The organism is Amycolatopsis sp. DSM 110486, assembly GCF_019468465.1.
GTDB lineage: Bacteria > Actinomycetota > Actinomycetes > Mycobacteriales > Pseudonocardiaceae > Amycolatopsis.
The window spans coordinates 1,885,464-1,901,011 of the sequence record NZ_CP080519.1 but is presented as its reverse complement, the minus strand read 5'-3'; the positions used below and the strand labels follow the sequence as shown (position 1 = coordinate 1,901,011).

The window sequence follows — 15,548 nt, the reverse complement described above, 5'->3', positions numbered from 1 at the left end:
CACCACCCACACCCTGGTTCGACCGTCGCCGCGCGCCGACCGTCCTATGTGGTCGGCAAGGGCGGCATCACTTCCTCCGACGTCGCCACGGAGTCACTCGGCATCGACCCGCGCCTGGATCCGGGGCTCGCTGCTGCCGGGCATCGTCTCGCTGTGGGAGCCCGCTTCCGGGCCGGCGCAGGGACTGCCGTACGTGGTCTTCGCGGGCAATGTCGGCGGCGAGACGGCACTCGCCGAGGTCATCGAACGTCTGGAGACGGCATGAGCGCCCGCATCGTCATCACCGGCGGCGCCGGGTTCCCTGGGCGCCGTCCTCGCCCGCCGGCTGCTCGCGGCCCCGATCGCGCTCGGCGGCGCGGCCCCCGAAGAACTCGGCGAACTGGTTCTCGTCGACCTCTTCCCGCCGCCGGCCGACCTCGTCGCCGACCCGCGCGTGCGCGTGGTCAGCGGCGACCTCACCACCGCGTTGCCCGGGCTCGGCCCGGTCGACGCGATCTTCCACCTGGCGGGCGTGGTCAGCGGCGCGGCCGAGGCCGACTTCGACCTCGGCATGCGCACCAACCTCGACGGCACGCGTGCGTTGCTCGAATACGCGCGAGGTCTCCAAACGCAGCCGGTACTGGTGTTCTCCAGCTCGCTGGCCGTGTTCGGCAGCGACCCGGCGATCGGCCCGGTCGGCGACGTCGACGACACGACGCTCCCGCGCCTGCAGGCGAGCTACGGCGTGCAGAAGTTCATCGGCGAGCAGCTCGTGGCCGACTACACGCGCAAGGGCTTCGTGCGTGGCCGGTCCGTGCGGCTGATGACGGTGTCGGTGCGGCCGGGCAAGCCCAACGCCGCCGCGTCGAGCTTCCTGTCCGGCATCATCCGCGAACCGCTGGCCGGGGAAACGCGCGGCCTGCCCGGTGCCGCCGGACACGCCGATCGCGTTGTCGTCGCCGCGCAAAACCCTGGAAGGCCTCCTGCTCGCCGCGGAAGCGGACGACCCCACCTGGGGCAGCCGCACCGCGATGAACCTGCCCGCGCTCACCACCACGCCGAAGGAAATGGCCGCGGCACTCGACCGAGTGGCGGGTGTCGGCACGAGCGACCTCATCGACTGGACCGAAGACGCGGGCGTCGGCGCCATCGTGGGCAGCTGGCCGGCCCGGTTCCACACGCCCCGCGCCGAAAAACTCGGCCTGGAACAGCTCTCGTTCGACGACATCGTCCACGCCTATCTCGAAGACCTCGGACGCTGACCCGGCCGGGACCGTCCTTCGTGGACGGTCCCGGCACCTCTCTCCCGGAAGTGGAGTTTTCGACCGATGCGAGCGGCACTCGACGACCTGGTCGCCCGGCGACTCGCCGACCAGGCGGCCATTCCCGCGTTCACCTGCTACGGGGCGGATACCGCGCTGGCGGTGGTCAGCGCGGCGGAAGAGGCGGGCCTGCCCGTGATCCTGCTGGTGGCGCCCTCGGCCGCCGAGCCGCGCCTCATCCGGACGCTGCGCGCGATCGCCGACGCGGCGGCCGTCCCGGTGTGCGTGCAGCTCGACCACGCGAAGGACGCGGCGTTGATCAGCATGGCGATCGAGCACGGTGTCGACGCCGTGCTCGCGGACGGCTCCCACCTGCCGCCGGACGCGAACGCGGCGTTCGTCCGCGAGGTCGGGGCTTTCGCCGCGCCGCGCGGCGTCGTCGTGGAAGCGGAGCTCGGCAGCGTTCCCGGCGACGAAGACCGAGCGGAAGCCGTCGAGGTGTCCGGCAAAACCGACCCCGCGCAGGTCCGGCCGTTCCTCGCCGCCTCGGGGGCCCAGCTGCTCGCGTGCGGCGTCGGCAACGTGCACGGCCGCTACCGCGGCGCGCCCGCTCTCGACTGGCCGCGGCTGGCCCGCGTCCGTGCCGAGGCCGGCACCGTCCCGCTCGTCCTGCACGGCGCGTCCGGTCTGCCGCCGTCCGACCTGCGTCGCTGCGGTGCCGCCGGCGTCGGCAAGGTGAACGTCAACACCGAACTCCGCACCGCGATGCTCGAAACCCTCGAAGCCGGCGTCGGCCCGGCCCGCGCGTCCGGTGAGGACATGCTTGCGCTCACCCGCGCGGTGCTGGACAAGGCCACCGGCGTCGCGCGCACCGTGCTCGAAACCCTCGGCGGCTAGGCGGTCAGCCCAACGTAGCCACTTCGCACCCAAGTTATCCGTCATTCACTGAATTCGACGGCGGGTGAACAGGCTGGACCATCACCGAATTGGATCGCCAGCTGGTCAAGTGCACTTCGATGTCTTCGCTTGCCAAAGCCGCCCTAGTGAACCACTATGCACTAGGGCGCTGGACGGACGAAGGAGTCGGTGTGGACTTTCAGGAGGCCTCGGAACACAGGGATCTCCGGGACACGGTGCGGGCGATCGCCGCGAAGTTCGGGCCGGAGTATTACGTCCCGCGCGCCGAGGCCGGCGAGCCCACCGCCGAGTTGTGGGCCGAGCTGGGCCGCAACGGGTTCCTGGGGATCAACCTGCCGGAGGAGTACGGCGGTGGTGGCGCCGGCCTGGCCGAGCTGGCGATGGTGTGCGAGGAGACCGCGGCCGCGGGCTGCCCGTTGCTGCTGCTCATGGTGTCCGCCGCCATCTCGGGCGAGATGATCTCCGACTACGGCACCGCCGAGCAGAAAGAGCACTGGCTGCCGCGCATGGCTTCCGGTGAGACGAAGATCGTCTTCGGCATCACCGAACCCGACGCCGGGTCCAACACCCACCGGCTCTCGACCGTCGCGGTGCGGGACGGCGACGACTTCGTCCTCAACGGCACCAAGCACTACATCTCCGGCGTCGACGAGGCCGAGGCCGTCCTGCTCGTCACGCGCACCGGCCGCGACGAGACCACCGGCCGCGCCCGGCTGTCGCTGTTCCTCGTGCCCACCGACACCCCCGGGTTCGTCGCGACGCGGCTGCCGGTGTCGGCGAAGCTGCCCGAGAAGCAGTTCGTGCTGCACTTCGACGACCTGCGCCTGCCCGCGAGCGCCCTGGTCGGCGAAGAGGGCAACGGCTTCCACCAGGTCTTCCACGGGCTCAACCCGGAGCGCATCACCGGTGCGGCCGTGTGCGTCGGCATCGCCCGCCACGTGCTGGCCCAAGCCGCGGACTACGCGTCGACGCGGGCCGTCTGGGACGCGCCGATCGGGCAGCACCAGGGCATCGCGCACCCGCTCGCGAAGGCCAAGATCGAGACCGATCTGGCCGCACTGATGACGGCGAAGGCGGCCTGGCAGCACGACCACGGCGAACCGGCGGGCGAAGCCGCGAACATGGCCAAATACGCGGCGGCCGAGGCGGCCGCCGCCGCCGTGGACGCGGCGATCCAGACGCACGGCGGCAACGGGTTCGCCACCGAATACGGCTTGCTGCCGTACTGGGGCATCGCGCGCCTGCTGCAGGTCGCGCCGGTGAGCCGGGAGATGGTCCTGAACTACGTCTCCCAGCACAGCCTCGGGCTGCCCCGTTCGTACTGAGCCCGAGACAAGCGAGCCGAGAGAAACGGACCACCGCGAGATGACCACCGTGTTGCGGTCCGCGTTGAACACCGCGGACGAGACCTTCCAGACCAACCTGAAGCACCAGAAACAGGTGCTGGCCGAGCTCGCCGAGCAGATCCAGGCGGCCATCGCCGGCGGCGGGCCGCGCTACCAGCAGCGCCACCGCGACCGCGGCCGGATGCTCGTCCGCGAACGCATCGAGCTGCTGCTCGACCGCGACGCGTCGTTCCTCGAACTGTCGTCGCTGGCGGCGTGGGGCACGCAGTTCTCGGTCGGGGCCTCGGTGGTGACCGGGATCGGCGTCGTCTCCGGGGTCGAGTGCGTGCTGATCGCGCACGATCCGACCGTGCGCGGCGGGGCGATGAACCCGTACTCGCTGAAGAAGACGTTGCGAGCGTTGGAGATCGCCCGGATCAACCGCCTGCCGGTGATCAACCTGGTCGAATCGGGCGGTGCCGACTTGCCCACGCAGTCGGAGCTGTTCGTGCACGCGGGCAAGATCTTCCACGACCTCACCGAGCTGTCGTCGCTGGCGATCCCCACCGTCGCGCTGGTGTTCGGCAACTCGACCGCGGGCGGCGCCTACGTGCCCGGCATGTGCGACTACGCGGTGATGGTCGACGGCCAAGCCAAGGTTTTCCTCGGCGGCCCGCCGCTGGTGAAGATGGCCACCGGTGAGGACGCCGACGACGAGGAGCTCGGCGGCGCGGCCATGCACGCCAAGGTATCCGGGCTGTGCGACTACTTCGCGGCCGACGAGCGCGACTGCATCCGGATCGGGCGCCAGATCGTCGCCGAGTTCACCTGGCGCAAGCTCGGCCCCGGCCCGACGCTGCCCGCCGACGAGCCGCTGTATGACCCGGAGGAGCTGCTCGGTATCGCGCCTTCGGACATCAAGGTGCCCTTCGACCCGCGTGAGGTCATCGCGCGGGTGGTCGACGGGTCGCGCTTCGGCGAGTACAAACCCTTGTGGGGCACCAGCCTCGTCACCGGCTGGGCCTCTGTGCACGGCTACCCGGTGGGCATCCTGGCCAACGCGCGCGGCGTGTTGTTCAGCGAGGAAGCCAAGAAGGCCAGCGAGTTCATCCAGCTCGCGAACCAGACCGACACGCCGCTGCTGTTCCTGCAGAACACCACGGGTTACATGGTGGGCAAGAACTACGAGCAGGGCGGGATCATCAAGGACGGCTCCAAGATGATCAACTCCGTTGCCAACAGCAAGGTTCCGCACATCACGGTGAACCTCGCCGCGTCCTTCGGCGCCGGCAACTACGGCATGTCCGGCCGCGCGTACGACCCGCGGCTGATGTTCGCGTGGGCCGGGTCCCGGCTGGCGGTGATGGGTGCCGCGCAGCTGGCCGGCGTCATGTCCATCGTCGCGAAGCAGTCGGCGGCGGCCAACGGGCGCGAGTTCGACCTCGAAGCAGACGAGCGCAACCGCGCGGCGATCGAGGCGCAGATCGAGAAGGAATCGCACGCCTTCTTCGTCACCGCGCGGCTCTACGACGACGGCCTCATCGACCCGCGCGACACCCGCACCGTGCTCGGCATCGCGCTGTCCGCCGCGCACTCCAACACCGTCGCCGGCCAGCGTGGCTACGGCGTCTTCCGGATGTGAGGACCACCTTGAAATCCAGCTGGACCCCGCCGGGCACCCGCCCGATCCGGAAGCTGCTCGTGGCCAACCGCGGCGAGATCGCGGAACGGGTGATCCGCTCCGCGCGAGCCCTGGACATCGCCACCGTCGCGGTGCACTCCGATCCGGACGCCGACGCGTTGTTCGTCGAGGCCGCCGACGAAGCCGTGCTCCTGCCCGGCTCGTCCTCCGCCGAGACCTACCTGCGAGGCGAGCTCATCGTCGAAGCCGCGCTGGCCACGGGTGCGGACGCGATTCACCCCGGCTACGGGTTCCTGTCCGAGAATGCCGGCTTCGCGCGCCGCTGCGCCGACGCGGGGCTGGTTTTCGTCGGGCCGCCGGTCGCGGCGATCGAGGCCATGGGGTCGAAGATCGCGGCCAAGGAGCTGATGGCGAAGGCCGGCGTTCCCGTTCTGCCCGGTGCCACCATCGACGACACCGCCGACGTGGATGCCGCGACCGTGACCGGGATGGCCGAGGACATCGGCTTCCCGCTGCTGGTCAAGGCGGCCTTTGGCGGTGGCGGGCGCGGGATGCGGATCGTGCGCGAGGCCGCGGAAGTCGTCGAAGCCGTGACGAGCGCGCGGCGGGAAGCGGCGTCGGCGTTCGGCAACGGAACCGTGTTCCTGGAACGGTTCGTGGAGAACCCGCGCCACGTCGAGGTCCAGATCTTCGGGGACGCGCACGGCACCGTCGTGCACCTCTTCGAACGTGAGTGCTCGATCCAGCGCAGGTACCAGAAGATCATCGAGGAAGCGCCGTCGCCGGCCGTGGACGAGGCCCTGCGCAAGCAGCTCGGCGACGCGGCGGTTGCGGCGGGTGCCGCGATCGGGTACACCGGCGCGGGCACCGTCGAGTTCGTGATGGCGCCGAACGGGGAGTTCTTCTTCCTCGAGGTCAACACGCGCCTGCAGGTGGAACACCCGGTCACCGAGGAGATCACCGGGCTGGACCTCGTCGCTCTGCAGCTGAGCGTCGCCGAAGGCGAGCCGCTGCCGGTGGAAGCGACGGAAGCCGAGATCACCGGCCACGCGGTCGAAGCGCGCCTGTACGCCGAGGACCCGGCGGCCGATTACCTGCCGGGCAGCGGAACGCTCCACCGCTTCCGGATCCCGGCCCTGCCGGGGGTGCGCGTCGACACCGGGGTGCGCGACGGCTCGGTGGTCGGCACGCACTACGACCCCATGCTCGCCAAAGTCATCGCGCACGGTCGCACCCGCGCCGAAGCCGTGCGGAAACTGGCCAGAGCCCTTGCCGAAGCGCAAATCCACGGTCTGGTCACCAACCGCGACCTGCTCGTGGCGATCCTGCGTGAACCCGACTTCGCCGCCGGCGCGACCGACACCGGTTACCTCACGCGCCACGATCCCGCCGCGCTGATCGGCGTGCCCGGCAAGGAGGCGGTGACCGTGCACGCGCTGGCGGCCGCCGTCGCGAGTCAGGCCGACCGGCGGGGCCGGGCCGAAGTGCAGCGGGTCGTGCCGACGGGATGGCGCAACGTCGCGAGCGCCCCGCAGCGCGCCGAGTACCGCCTCGGGGACACCGACGTCGACGTCACCTACCGCTTCACCCGCCAGGGACTCGACGCGCGGGTGGACGGTTCCCCTGTGGACGGCCTCGCCGTCCTCGACGCGCGTCCGGACCGGGTGGACCTGCGCGTGAACGGAATCCGGCGCACGGTCCACGTGCACCAGGTGAGCGACACCGTCTACTGCGACAGCGTGCTGGGCGCCACCACCTTTACCGAACGACCCCGGCTGCCCGAGCCCGGCACGGACGCCGCGCCCGGCTCGTTGCTGGCGCCGATGCCGGGCACGGTCGTCCGGGTCGTCGCGGAACAAGGACAGCACGTCGAGGCCGGCGCGGTGATCGTGGTGTTCGAGGCGATGAAGATGGAGCACTCCGTGCGCGCGCCGGTCGCCGGGCTCGTGGCCGAGCTGTCCGTCGAGCTGGGACAGACCGTCGAATCGGGCGAGATCGTCGCCGTCATCACCGAAGAGGAGGCCGGATGACCCCCGTGCGCTACGAGGTGACCAACGGCGTCGCCTGGCTCACCATCGACCGCCCCGAGGCGCGCAACGCGTTGAGTGAGGCGGTCCGAAAAGGACTGTTCGACGGCGTGCACCGCTTCAACGCCGACGACGACGCGAAAGTCCTCGTCCTGACCGGCGCCGGCGACAAGGCGTTCTGCGCCGGCGGCGACCTCAAGGAGATGAACGAGACCGCGCTGACCGTGCCGCCCCCGGACTTCCTTCCCCAGTTCGGGCGCAACGTCGACGTGCCGAAGCCGACGATCGCCGCGGTCAACGGGATCGCCTACGGTGGCGGGTTCCTGCTCGCCCAGCAGTGTGATCTCGTGGTGGCCGCCGAGCACGCGCGCTTCGCCGTGTCGGAGGTCAAGGTCGGCCGCGGTTCGCCGTGGGCGGCGCCGTTGTCCTGGCTCGTGCCGCCGCGGGTCGCGCTGGAGATCCTGCTGACCGGCGATCCGATCAGCGCCGCGCGGGCGCAGCAGCACGGCCTGGTCAACGACGTCGTCGCGGCGGCCGACCTGCGCGAACGCACGCAGCAGTTGGCCGAGCGCATCGCGGCCAACGCGCCGCTGTCCGTGCTCGCCGCCAAACGCACCGCGTACCTGTCGGCCGGCCACAGCCGGGCCGAGGCCTACGACCTGGCCGAGGAGATCTGGGAACCCGTGTACCTGTCCGAAGATGCGCAGGAAGGCCCGTTGGCCTTCAAGGAAAAGCGCATGCCGGTCTGGCAGGGCCGCTGACGTGGCCGTTTCGATGCGGCAGGTGCTCGACGACCTCGTCGCCGAGACCCGGGTGCTGCAGGACCTCGTGGCGGACCTCGACGACGCGGCGATCTCCCGGCCGACCCCGGCGGTGGGCTGGACCGTCCGCGACCAGCTCACGCACCTCGCGTACTTCGACGAGACGGCGACACAAGCCGCGGTCGACCCGGCCGCGTTCCGGCTCGCCGCCGACGCTCTCGTGGCCGGCGGCATGGATTTCCCCGACCGGGTCGCGGCCGAACACGCGACGCTGCCCGCGGAAGCAGTCCGCACCTGGTTCGACCGGACGCGCCACGAGTTCGTCACCGCCTTCCGCCACCTCGACCCGAAAGCGCGGCTCCCTTGGTACGGCCCGGACATGAGTGCCCTGTCCTCGGTCACCGCGCGGCTGATGGAGACCTGGGCGCACGGACAAGACATCGCCGACGCGCTGGGCCGTGACCGCGAGCCGACCGACCGGCTGCGCCACATCGCGCACCTCGGCGTGCAGACTGCCGCGTTTTCCTTCGCCCTGAACGGAAAACCCGCACCGGCCGAGCCGATCCGGGTCGAGCTCACGGCCGCGTCCGGCGCCGTGTGGACGTGGGGTCCGGCCGAGGCCGCGGACCGCGTCACCGGGACCGCGCTCGACTTCTGCCTCGTCGTGACCCAGCGCCGCCACCGCGACGACACCGATCTCGAGGTGGCGGGCCCGGTCGCGACCGAGTGGCTGTCCGTTGCCCAGACCTTCGCCGGCAGCCCCGGAACCGGGCGAGCGCCCCTGAGCCATACGGGAGGACCATCGTGACCACGACCGGCGGCCGCGCCGTGCGCATCGGCAACTGCTCCGGCTTCTACGGCGACCGGTTGCAGGCCGCCCGCGAGATGGTCGAGGGCGGCCCGATCGACGTGCTCACCGGCGACTACCTCGCCGAGCTGACCATGCTGATCCTCTGGAAGGCCAAGCAGAAGGACCCGGCGACGGGGTTCGCGAAGACGTTTCTCACGCAGGTCGAGCACGTGCTGGGCACCTGCCTCGACCGCGGCATCCGGATCGTGTCGAATGCCGGCGGCCTCAACCCCGCCGGGCTGGCGGCCGAACTCGGTGCGTTGGCCGAACGGCTCGGCCTGCACCCACGCATCGCGTACGTCGACGGAGACGACCTCGTGCCCCGGCTCGACGAGCTGCAGGCGGCCGGCCACGCCTTCGCGCACCTCGACACCGGCCGCAAGCTCGCCGACGCCGGTGTGCGCCCGGTTTCGGCCAACGCCTACCTCGGCGCGTGGGGGATCACCGAAGCCCTGCGGGCGGACGCGGACCTGGTCGTGACCGGGCGGGTCACCGACGCGTCGGTGGTGGTCGGCCCGGCGGCGTGGTGGCACGGCTGGACCCGCGACGACGCGGACATCCACGACAAGATCGCCGGCGCGATGGCCGCCGGCCACGTGATCGAATGCGGGCCCCAGGCCACGGGTGGGAACTACGCGTTCTTCGAGGAGGTCACCGACCGCCGGTACCCGGGCTTCCCGATCGCCGAGGTCGACGCCGATGGCTCGAGCGTGATCACCAAGCACGCCGATACCGGCGGGCTCGTGTCCGTGGGCACCGTGACCGCGCAGCTGTTGTACGAGATCGCCGAGCCGGCGTACCTCGGGCCGGACGCCGTGGCCCACTTCGACACCCTCGAGCTCGTGCCCGACGGCGAGCACCGCGTGCGCATCCGGGGCGTGCGCGGCAGCGCGCCGACCGACCGGCTCAAGGTGGCGCTCAACTACGAGGGCGGGTACCGCAACACGATGACGCTCGTGCTGACCGGCACCCGCATCGAGGAGAAAGCGGCGTGGGCCGAGCAGCAGCTGGTCGAGCTACTGGGCGGACGGGAGCGGTTCGCGGAGTTCGACGTGCGGCTGCTGCGGTTCGACCACTCCGACGCGGCGACCAACGCCGAGGCCACCGCGCACCTGCGCGTGACGGTGAAGGATCCCGACCGGCGCAAGGTCGGCCGCGCGTTCTCCAACACCACCATGGAGCTCGCTCTCGGCGGCTACCCGGGTTTCCACACCACGACGCCGCCGTCCACAGAAAGCGCGTACGGCGTCTACTGGCCGACGCTGATCCCCGCGTCCGAAGTGGAGCACCGCGTCACGCTGCCCGACGGGACCGTGCGGACCATCCCGCACAGCGCGGTGACGGCGCTCGCTCCTGAGGTCGCGGAGCCGGTGGTGGCCGAGGTGCCCGCCGGGCCGACCCGGCGTCTGCCGCTCGGGACGATCGTGGGAGCCCGATCCGGGGACAAGGGCGGCAACGCCAACATCGGGGTGTGGGTCCGCACCGACGAGGAGTACGCGTGGCTGCGCGGTTATCTGACCGGCGAGCGCGTGCGCGAACTGCTCCCGGAGGCCGCGGAGCTCGACATCCGGCGTTACGAGCTGGCCAACCTGCGCGCGGTGAACCTCGTGGTCGTCGGCATCCTCGGTGCGGGCGTCGCCTCCGCGACGCGGCCCGACCCGCAGGCGAAGGGGCTGGGCGAGTACCTGCGCAGCCGGCTCGCGGACGTCCCGGAACACCTCCTGCGGAGCTGAGTCCACAGTGGACGATGTGCGTACGCCGAGACGTGACCCTGACCGCAAGGAGCGGATCCTGGCCGTCTCGGCCGACCTGATCTCGCGACACGGCTACCACGCGGTGGGCCTGGCCGAGATCGGCGCGGCGGCGGGCATCGTGAGCACCGGGGTCTACCGCCACTTCCCGAGCAAGGCGGCGATTCTGACCGCGCTGCTGTACCGGGTGATGGACCTGCTGGACTCGGCGGCCGCCGAGATCCTGGCGACCACGCCGGACGAGCGGACCGCGGTGACCGAGCTGGTGCGCCACCACGTCCGCGTGGCCGTGGAGGAGCGGCGGATCCTGCAGGTGTACCACCTGGAGGCGCGCAACCTCCCGGCCGAGGACCTGCGCCGGCTGCAGCGGGCCCAGCGCGAGTACCTGGAGGGCTGGGCGGCGGCGGTGCGGCCACTGCGGCCGGGCCTGGCGGAAGGCGAGGCGAGGGTGCTGGTCCACTCGGCGATCGGCTGCGTGCAGTCGGTGTTGTTCCACCAATCGGGCCTGCCCGCGGACCGGCTGACGGAGCTGCTGCGCGGTGCGGCGCACGCCTGCCTGGGAGTGCCGCCGGTCGGACCGGAGGCGAGCGGGTGAGCCGGGAGCGCGTGGCCGTGCCGAGGTCAGCCGAGCACGGCGCGGGCCACGAGCGCGAGGTCGTCCGGCAGTCCCTGAACAGCGAGCGAATCGACCACAGTGGACTCCCACCGGCACAGCTCCTCGCGGATCTTGCCCACCGGACCCACGAGGGCGACCTCCTCGACGAGCGCGGTCGGGATCGCGGCCGCGGCGGCCTGCTTCTCGCCGCGGAGGTAGAATTCCTGCACGCGCGCCGCCACGTCGGCGTAACCCAGGCGGGTGAAAACGTCGTGGTGGAAGTTCGCTTCGCGGGCGCCCATGCCGCCGATGTACAGCGCGAGCTCCGGCCGGACGTGGTCGGCCGCGCGCTCGACGTCCTCGTCCACGACGACCGGCACCGTGGCGATCACCTCGAAGCGCGCCGGGCGACCGCCGGGCCGGCGGGAGAAGCCGGCGTCGAGCGCGGCCCGGTAGAACGCGTCGGCCTCGGGGGAGAAGAACATCGCGTGCCAGCCGTCGGCGATCTCGGCCGCGAGCGCGACGTTGCGCGGGCCCTCGGCACCCAGCTGGATCGGCAGGTCCGGTCGCCGGTGGTGCAGCGTCGAGCGCAGCGGCTTGCCGAGCCCGGTGCCCGACGGCAGCGGAAGGCGGTGGAACTCCCCGTCGTAGGTGAGCGGGGCTTCGCGGGCCAGGACCTGGCGGACGACCTCGACGTACTCCCGGGTGCGAGCCAGCGGACGGGGGAAGGCGACACCGTGCCAGCCCTCGGACACCTGCGGGCCGGAGGCGCCGAGGCCGAGGACCACGCGTCCGCCGGAGAGGTGGTCGAGGGTCGCCGCCGCCATCGCGGTGGCCGCGGGGGAGCGGGCGGGGATCTGCGCGACGGCCGTGCCGAGGCGCACGCGCGTCGTACGGGCGGCGCACCAGGCGAGCGGGGTGAACACGTCCGAGCCGTAGGCCTCGGCGAACCAGATCCCGTCGAAGCCGAGGTCCTCGATCTCCCGGACGCGCTCGTCCCACCGCGCCGGCAACCCGCGCAAGAACTGGCCGACGTTGACACCCACGGGGATCGGCATTTCGGTGGCCTCCTGAACGCGCATTTGGTGAGTGCATCGTTGTTCACTCGCGGCTTCCTTGCAAGCTGCACTGATCGGGTAACGATGTGAATGGCTAGTGACTTTGGTCTTGCCAGTGCGCGCATCAAGTTGGATGCTGTGCGGCGTCTGGCATTCGGCAAGGAGGCTGGTGTGGACCTGTTCGGGAAGATCGACGTCACGACGTTGCGAGGCCGCCGCGCGGTCAACCGCTGGGAACGGACCTCCGTCGGCGACGTGTTCGAACGCCTGACGTGGAGCTACCCCGACGAGGTCGCGATCACCGGCCGGCCTGGCGCGTACGGCGAGGAGCGGTTCGCGTCGGTCACCTTCCGCCAGGCCGACGAGATCGCCAACCAGCTCGCCCACGCCCTGGCCGCGCGCGGGCTCGAACCGGGCGCCCGGGTCGCGCTCTTCTGCGAGAACTCCGTCGAGGCGTACCTGGCGAAGATCGGCATCGCGAAGGCCGGGATGGTCGCCATGCCGATCAACCCCGCACTGGCCACCGACGTGCTCGAATACCTGATCGGCCAGGCCGAACCGGAGGCGGCCATCGTCGACTCCGAACTGTGGCCGCGGGCTCGGGCGGCCTTCGAGACCGCCGGGCTGCCGGTCGCCGCGACGATCACGATCGGCGGCGGCGCGGTCGCGGGCAGCCCGACGTTCGGCGCCTTCCTCGCCGGCCGGCCGGTGACCGAGCCCGACGTCGAGATCCACGGCGACGACATCTGGCAGCTGCTCTACACCTCCGGCACCACGGCCATGCCGAAGGGCGCGATGATCTCGCACTCGGCCAGCCACCTGGCGGCGCTGAACTTCTCCGTCTCGCTGACGCGCGGGCTCCGCGTGGAGACCGAGGTGAAGGTGATGACCTACCTGCCGATGATCTACCACGTCGGCGACCAGGTGTTCACCTTCTCGGCGTTCCTCGCCGGGGGTTCGCTGGTCCTCGGCCGCCGGCCGGTGCCCGACCAGGTCGCCCTGGCCATCGACGAGGAGCGGCCGACCGCGCTGTGGGCCGGCTCGCCGCAGTTCGTCGCCGCGTTGACCGTCGAGGCGGAGAAATCCGGTCGCGATCTCTCCAGCCTCACCGTGCTGGTCTACGGCTGGGGTGCGCTCGAACCGGCCGTTTACGAGACCCTGCAACGGAAAGCGCCCGGCCTGGTCGTGCTCGGTATCTTCGGGCAGACCGAGGCGATCGCGTGCCACCGGTTCTGGCCGGCGAAGTGGCCGGAGGTCTATGAACGCACGGCTCCCGCGTTGAACTACGTCGGGGTGCCGAGTCCGCTGCTCGCCTCCGACGTCGTCGACGAGACCGGTACCTCCCTGCGCGACCAGCCGCAGGTGCCCGGCGAAGCCGTGTACCGGAGCCCGACCGTCACGGCCGGGTACTACCTCAACGAGGACGCGACCCGCGAGGCCTTCCGCGGCGGCTGGTTCCACTCAGGTGACAGCGCTGTGGTGGACGAGGACGGCCTGCGCGTGATGGTCGACCGGTTCAAGGACATCGTGAAGTCCGGCGGTGAGAACGTGTCCAGCTTGCGGGTGGAGGCAGTGCTGCACCGGCATCCGGCCGTCGAGAAGGCCGCGGTGATCGGCCTGCCGCACGAGCACTGGGGCGAAGCCGTGACGGCGGTCGTCGTGTTGCGGCCTGGCTCTGAGGCCGACGAGACGTCGCTCATCGCGCACTGCCGCGCCGCGCTCGGCGGCTACGAGACCCCGAAGGCGGTCGTTTTCGAGGACGCCCTGCCCGAGACCGTCGGCGGCAAGGTCCTCAAGTACAAGCTGAGGGGCCGGCACGCCGGCCTCTACGGGTCGCGCGGCTGAGGACCCGCTTGCCTCTTCGTGATCTCCGACGTTTCACTGTCCTTTGTGGAGGACCCTGATGACCCTGGTCGACCTGACCTACCAGGACTCGATCGCCCTCGTGCGCCTCAACCGCCCGGACCGCCTCAACGCCCTCTCCGAGCAGCTCCTGACCGACCTCGAGACCACGCTCGACCGCATCGCCGCCTCGGCGTGCCGCGCGATCGTCGTGACCGGTGCCGGGCGCGCGTTCTGCGTCGGCGCGGACCTGCCCGAGGTGCTCGACCGGCTGGACGGCGGCCAGGAGGACCTGCTGGCTTTCGTGCGGCGCGCCGGGAACCTGTTCAGCCGCTGGGAAAACTCACCCTTGCCGGTCATCGCCGCCGTCAACGGTCACGCCGTCGCCGGCGGTTTCGAACTGGTCCTCGCCGCGGACGCCGTCGTCGCGGCCGAGGGCGCCCTCCTCGGCGACGGCCACGTCCGCTACGGCATGCTGCCCGGCGGAGGCGGCGCGGTCCGCATCGAACGCAAGCTCCCGGCCAACGTCGCCCGCCGCCTGCTGTTGACCGGCGACCTCGAACCCGCCGAACGCTTCCACGCCTGGGGCCTCATCGAGGAAGTCGTGCCGGCGCAGGGTTTGCTCGACGCGGCGTTCGCCCTCGCCCGCCGCTTCACCACCCACAGCGCCCTCGCCCTGGCCGAAGTCAAACGCGTCGCCAACGCCGCCCGCGACCTGCCCACCGCCGAAGCCCTCGACCTGGAGTACGAGACCTTCGCGGCCTACGTGCACTCCCCGGAAATCCGCGCCGGCCTGACAGAGTTCCGCGAGCGCGAACGCCCACCCGCGTAGCTCAGGCGCCCTGCTCGTCCGGCCATTCCTCGCCCGCGTCGCCCGCCTCGACGACGACCGCGGGCGAGGCCGCGTCGATGCCGAGACAGGCGTGGGCCGCGCCGACCAGCAACGCGGCCAGTTGCGGTACCGGCAGGCCGGAGTTGAAGAACAAAATGGACTGGATGCTGCCGATCGCCGCGTGGACCAGGACGCGGATCTCGCCGTCGGCCAGGTCGGTGCGCAGTGGGGCGACCGCGCCGACCCACTCCTCGATGTAGTGGCGCTGGGCGCGGCGCAGGCGCCGGAGGTCGTTCTCCGGCAGGTTGCGCGCTTCGCGGTGGTACACCTGGAGGATCCGGCGGTCGTGGATGGCGATGCGCACGTGGTTGCCGATCAGCTCGCTCACCGCGCGCCGGTCGTCGCCTGCTTCGTCCACGATGGACGAAGCGGCGGTGGACAGCTGGTCCATCACCTGCTCCAGCAGCTCGGCGAGGATCGCCGACTTGCTGTCGAAGTGCCGGTAGATGCCCGATCCCACGATCCCCGCGGCCTGCCCGATCTCGGCCATGCCCACGGTGTGGTAACCGTTGCGCGAGATCAGCTCCGCGGCCGCGGTCAGGATCCGGGCTTTGCGCGCGGGATCGCGCCGAGGCCGTTGCGCCTCTTTCACCGGTACCTCCCTCCACGGCTGACTTTCCGATCGTACCTCGCACACGCGCGCCCC

Annotated in this window: 14 protein-coding genes and 1 pseudogene; 12 read left to right on the top strand and 3 right to left on the bottom strand. The window is 71.3% G+C overall.

The features are described 5' to 3' along the window. Positions 1-93: 93 nt before the first annotated feature. Complete coding sequence (locus K1T34_RS09150; protein ID WP_220243853.1) at positions 94-243, bottom strand: hypothetical protein; 150 nt, start codon at positions 241-243, stop codon at positions 94-96. Between the two features lie 190 nt (positions 244-433). On the opposite strand from K1T34_RS09150, the pseudogene K1T34_RS54630 reads away from it, so the two are divergent. The 10 genes and pseudogenes from K1T34_RS54630 to K1T34_RS09100 form a co-directional block, all read left to right on the top strand. Continuing rightward, a pseudogene (locus K1T34_RS54630) lies at positions 434-835 on the top strand (NAD-dependent epimerase/dehydratase family protein); the annotation flags it as partial. A gap of 94 nt (positions 836-929) precedes the next feature. Beyond that, positions 930-1,241 carry a hypothetical protein gene (locus K1T34_RS09140; RefSeq protein ID WP_220243852.1) on the top strand — a complete coding sequence of 104 codons (312 nt, stop codon included), beginning with the start codon at positions 930-932 and terminating at the stop codon, positions 1,239-1,241. Positions 1,242-1,307: 66 nt separating this feature from the next. After that, positions 1,308-2,138 (top strand): class II fructose-bisphosphate aldolase, encoded by an 831-nt coding sequence (locus tag K1T34_RS09135; protein ID WP_220243851.1) that lies wholly within the window; start codon positions 1,308-1,310, stop codon positions 2,136-2,138. Positions 2,139-2,329: 191 nt separating this feature from the next. Beyond that, positions 2,330-3,484 carry an acyl-CoA dehydrogenase family protein gene (locus K1T34_RS09130; RefSeq protein WP_220243850.1) on the top strand — a complete coding sequence of 385 codons (1,155 nt, stop codon included), beginning with the start codon at positions 2,330-2,332 and terminating at the stop codon, positions 3,482-3,484. Between the two features lie 40 nt (positions 3,485-3,524). Then, positions 3,525-5,126: an acyl-CoA carboxylase subunit beta gene (locus tag K1T34_RS09125; protein WP_220243849.1), complete on the top strand. Its 1,602-nt coding sequence runs from the start codon at positions 3,525-3,527 to the stop codon at positions 5,124-5,126. A gap of 8 nt (positions 5,127-5,134) precedes the next feature. Beyond that, entirely contained in the window at positions 5,135-7,156 is a 2,022-nt protein-coding gene (locus K1T34_RS09120) for a biotin carboxylase N-terminal domain-containing protein (protein WP_255638411.1), read from the top strand. Beyond that, positions 7,153-7,914, top strand: coding sequence for an enoyl-CoA hydratase/isomerase family protein (locus K1T34_RS09115; protein ID WP_220243848.1), 762 nt, complete (start codon positions 7,153-7,155; stop codon positions 7,912-7,914). The genes K1T34_RS09120 and K1T34_RS09115 overlap by 4 nt, the downstream gene beginning before the upstream one ends. 1 nt (position 7,915) lies before the next feature. Next, entirely contained in the window at positions 7,916-8,722 is an 807-nt protein-coding gene (locus K1T34_RS09110; protein WP_255638410.1) for a TIGR03084 family metal-binding protein, read from the top strand. A 77-nt stretch (positions 8,723-8,799) separates the two neighbouring features. Continuing rightward, positions 8,800-10,497 carry an acyclic terpene utilization AtuA family protein gene (locus K1T34_RS09105; protein WP_370643810.1) on the top strand — a complete coding sequence of 566 codons (1,698 nt, stop codon included), beginning with the start codon at positions 8,800-8,802 and terminating at the stop codon, positions 10,495-10,497. A 16-nt stretch (positions 10,498-10,513) separates the two neighbouring features. After that, positions 10,514-11,110 carry a TetR/AcrR family transcriptional regulator gene (locus K1T34_RS09100; protein WP_370643655.1) on the top strand — a complete coding sequence of 199 codons (597 nt, stop codon included), beginning with the start codon at positions 10,514-10,516 and terminating at the stop codon, positions 11,108-11,110. A 26-nt stretch (positions 11,111-11,136) separates the two neighbouring features. Here K1T34_RS09100 and K1T34_RS09095 read toward each other — a convergent pair whose 3' ends face one another. Then, entirely contained in the window at positions 11,137-12,162 is a 1,026-nt protein-coding gene (locus tag K1T34_RS09095) for an LLM class F420-dependent oxidoreductase (protein ID WP_370643808.1), read from the bottom strand. A gap of 177 nt (positions 12,163-12,339) precedes the next feature. Between K1T34_RS09095 and K1T34_RS09090 the strand changes: the two genes are divergently transcribed. Further along, the gene (locus K1T34_RS09090) at positions 12,340-14,013 is read left to right on the top strand and encodes an AMP-binding protein (protein ID WP_220243843.1); all 1,674 of its coding nucleotides are present in this window, start codon (positions 12,340-12,342) and stop codon (positions 14,011-14,013) included. A 58-nt stretch (positions 14,014-14,071) separates the two neighbouring features. Beyond that, positions 14,072-14,842: an enoyl-CoA hydratase/isomerase family protein gene (locus tag K1T34_RS09085; protein ID WP_220243842.1), complete on the top strand. Its 771-nt coding sequence runs from the start codon at positions 14,072-14,074 to the stop codon at positions 14,840-14,842. A gap of 1 nt (position 14,843) precedes the next feature. Here K1T34_RS09085 and K1T34_RS09080 read toward each other — a convergent pair whose 3' ends face one another. Then, positions 14,844-15,494 (bottom strand): TetR/AcrR family transcriptional regulator, encoded by a 651-nt coding sequence (locus K1T34_RS09080; RefSeq protein WP_220243841.1) that lies wholly within the window; start codon positions 15,492-15,494, stop codon positions 14,844-14,846. Positions 15,495-15,548: the final 54 nt, after the last annotated feature.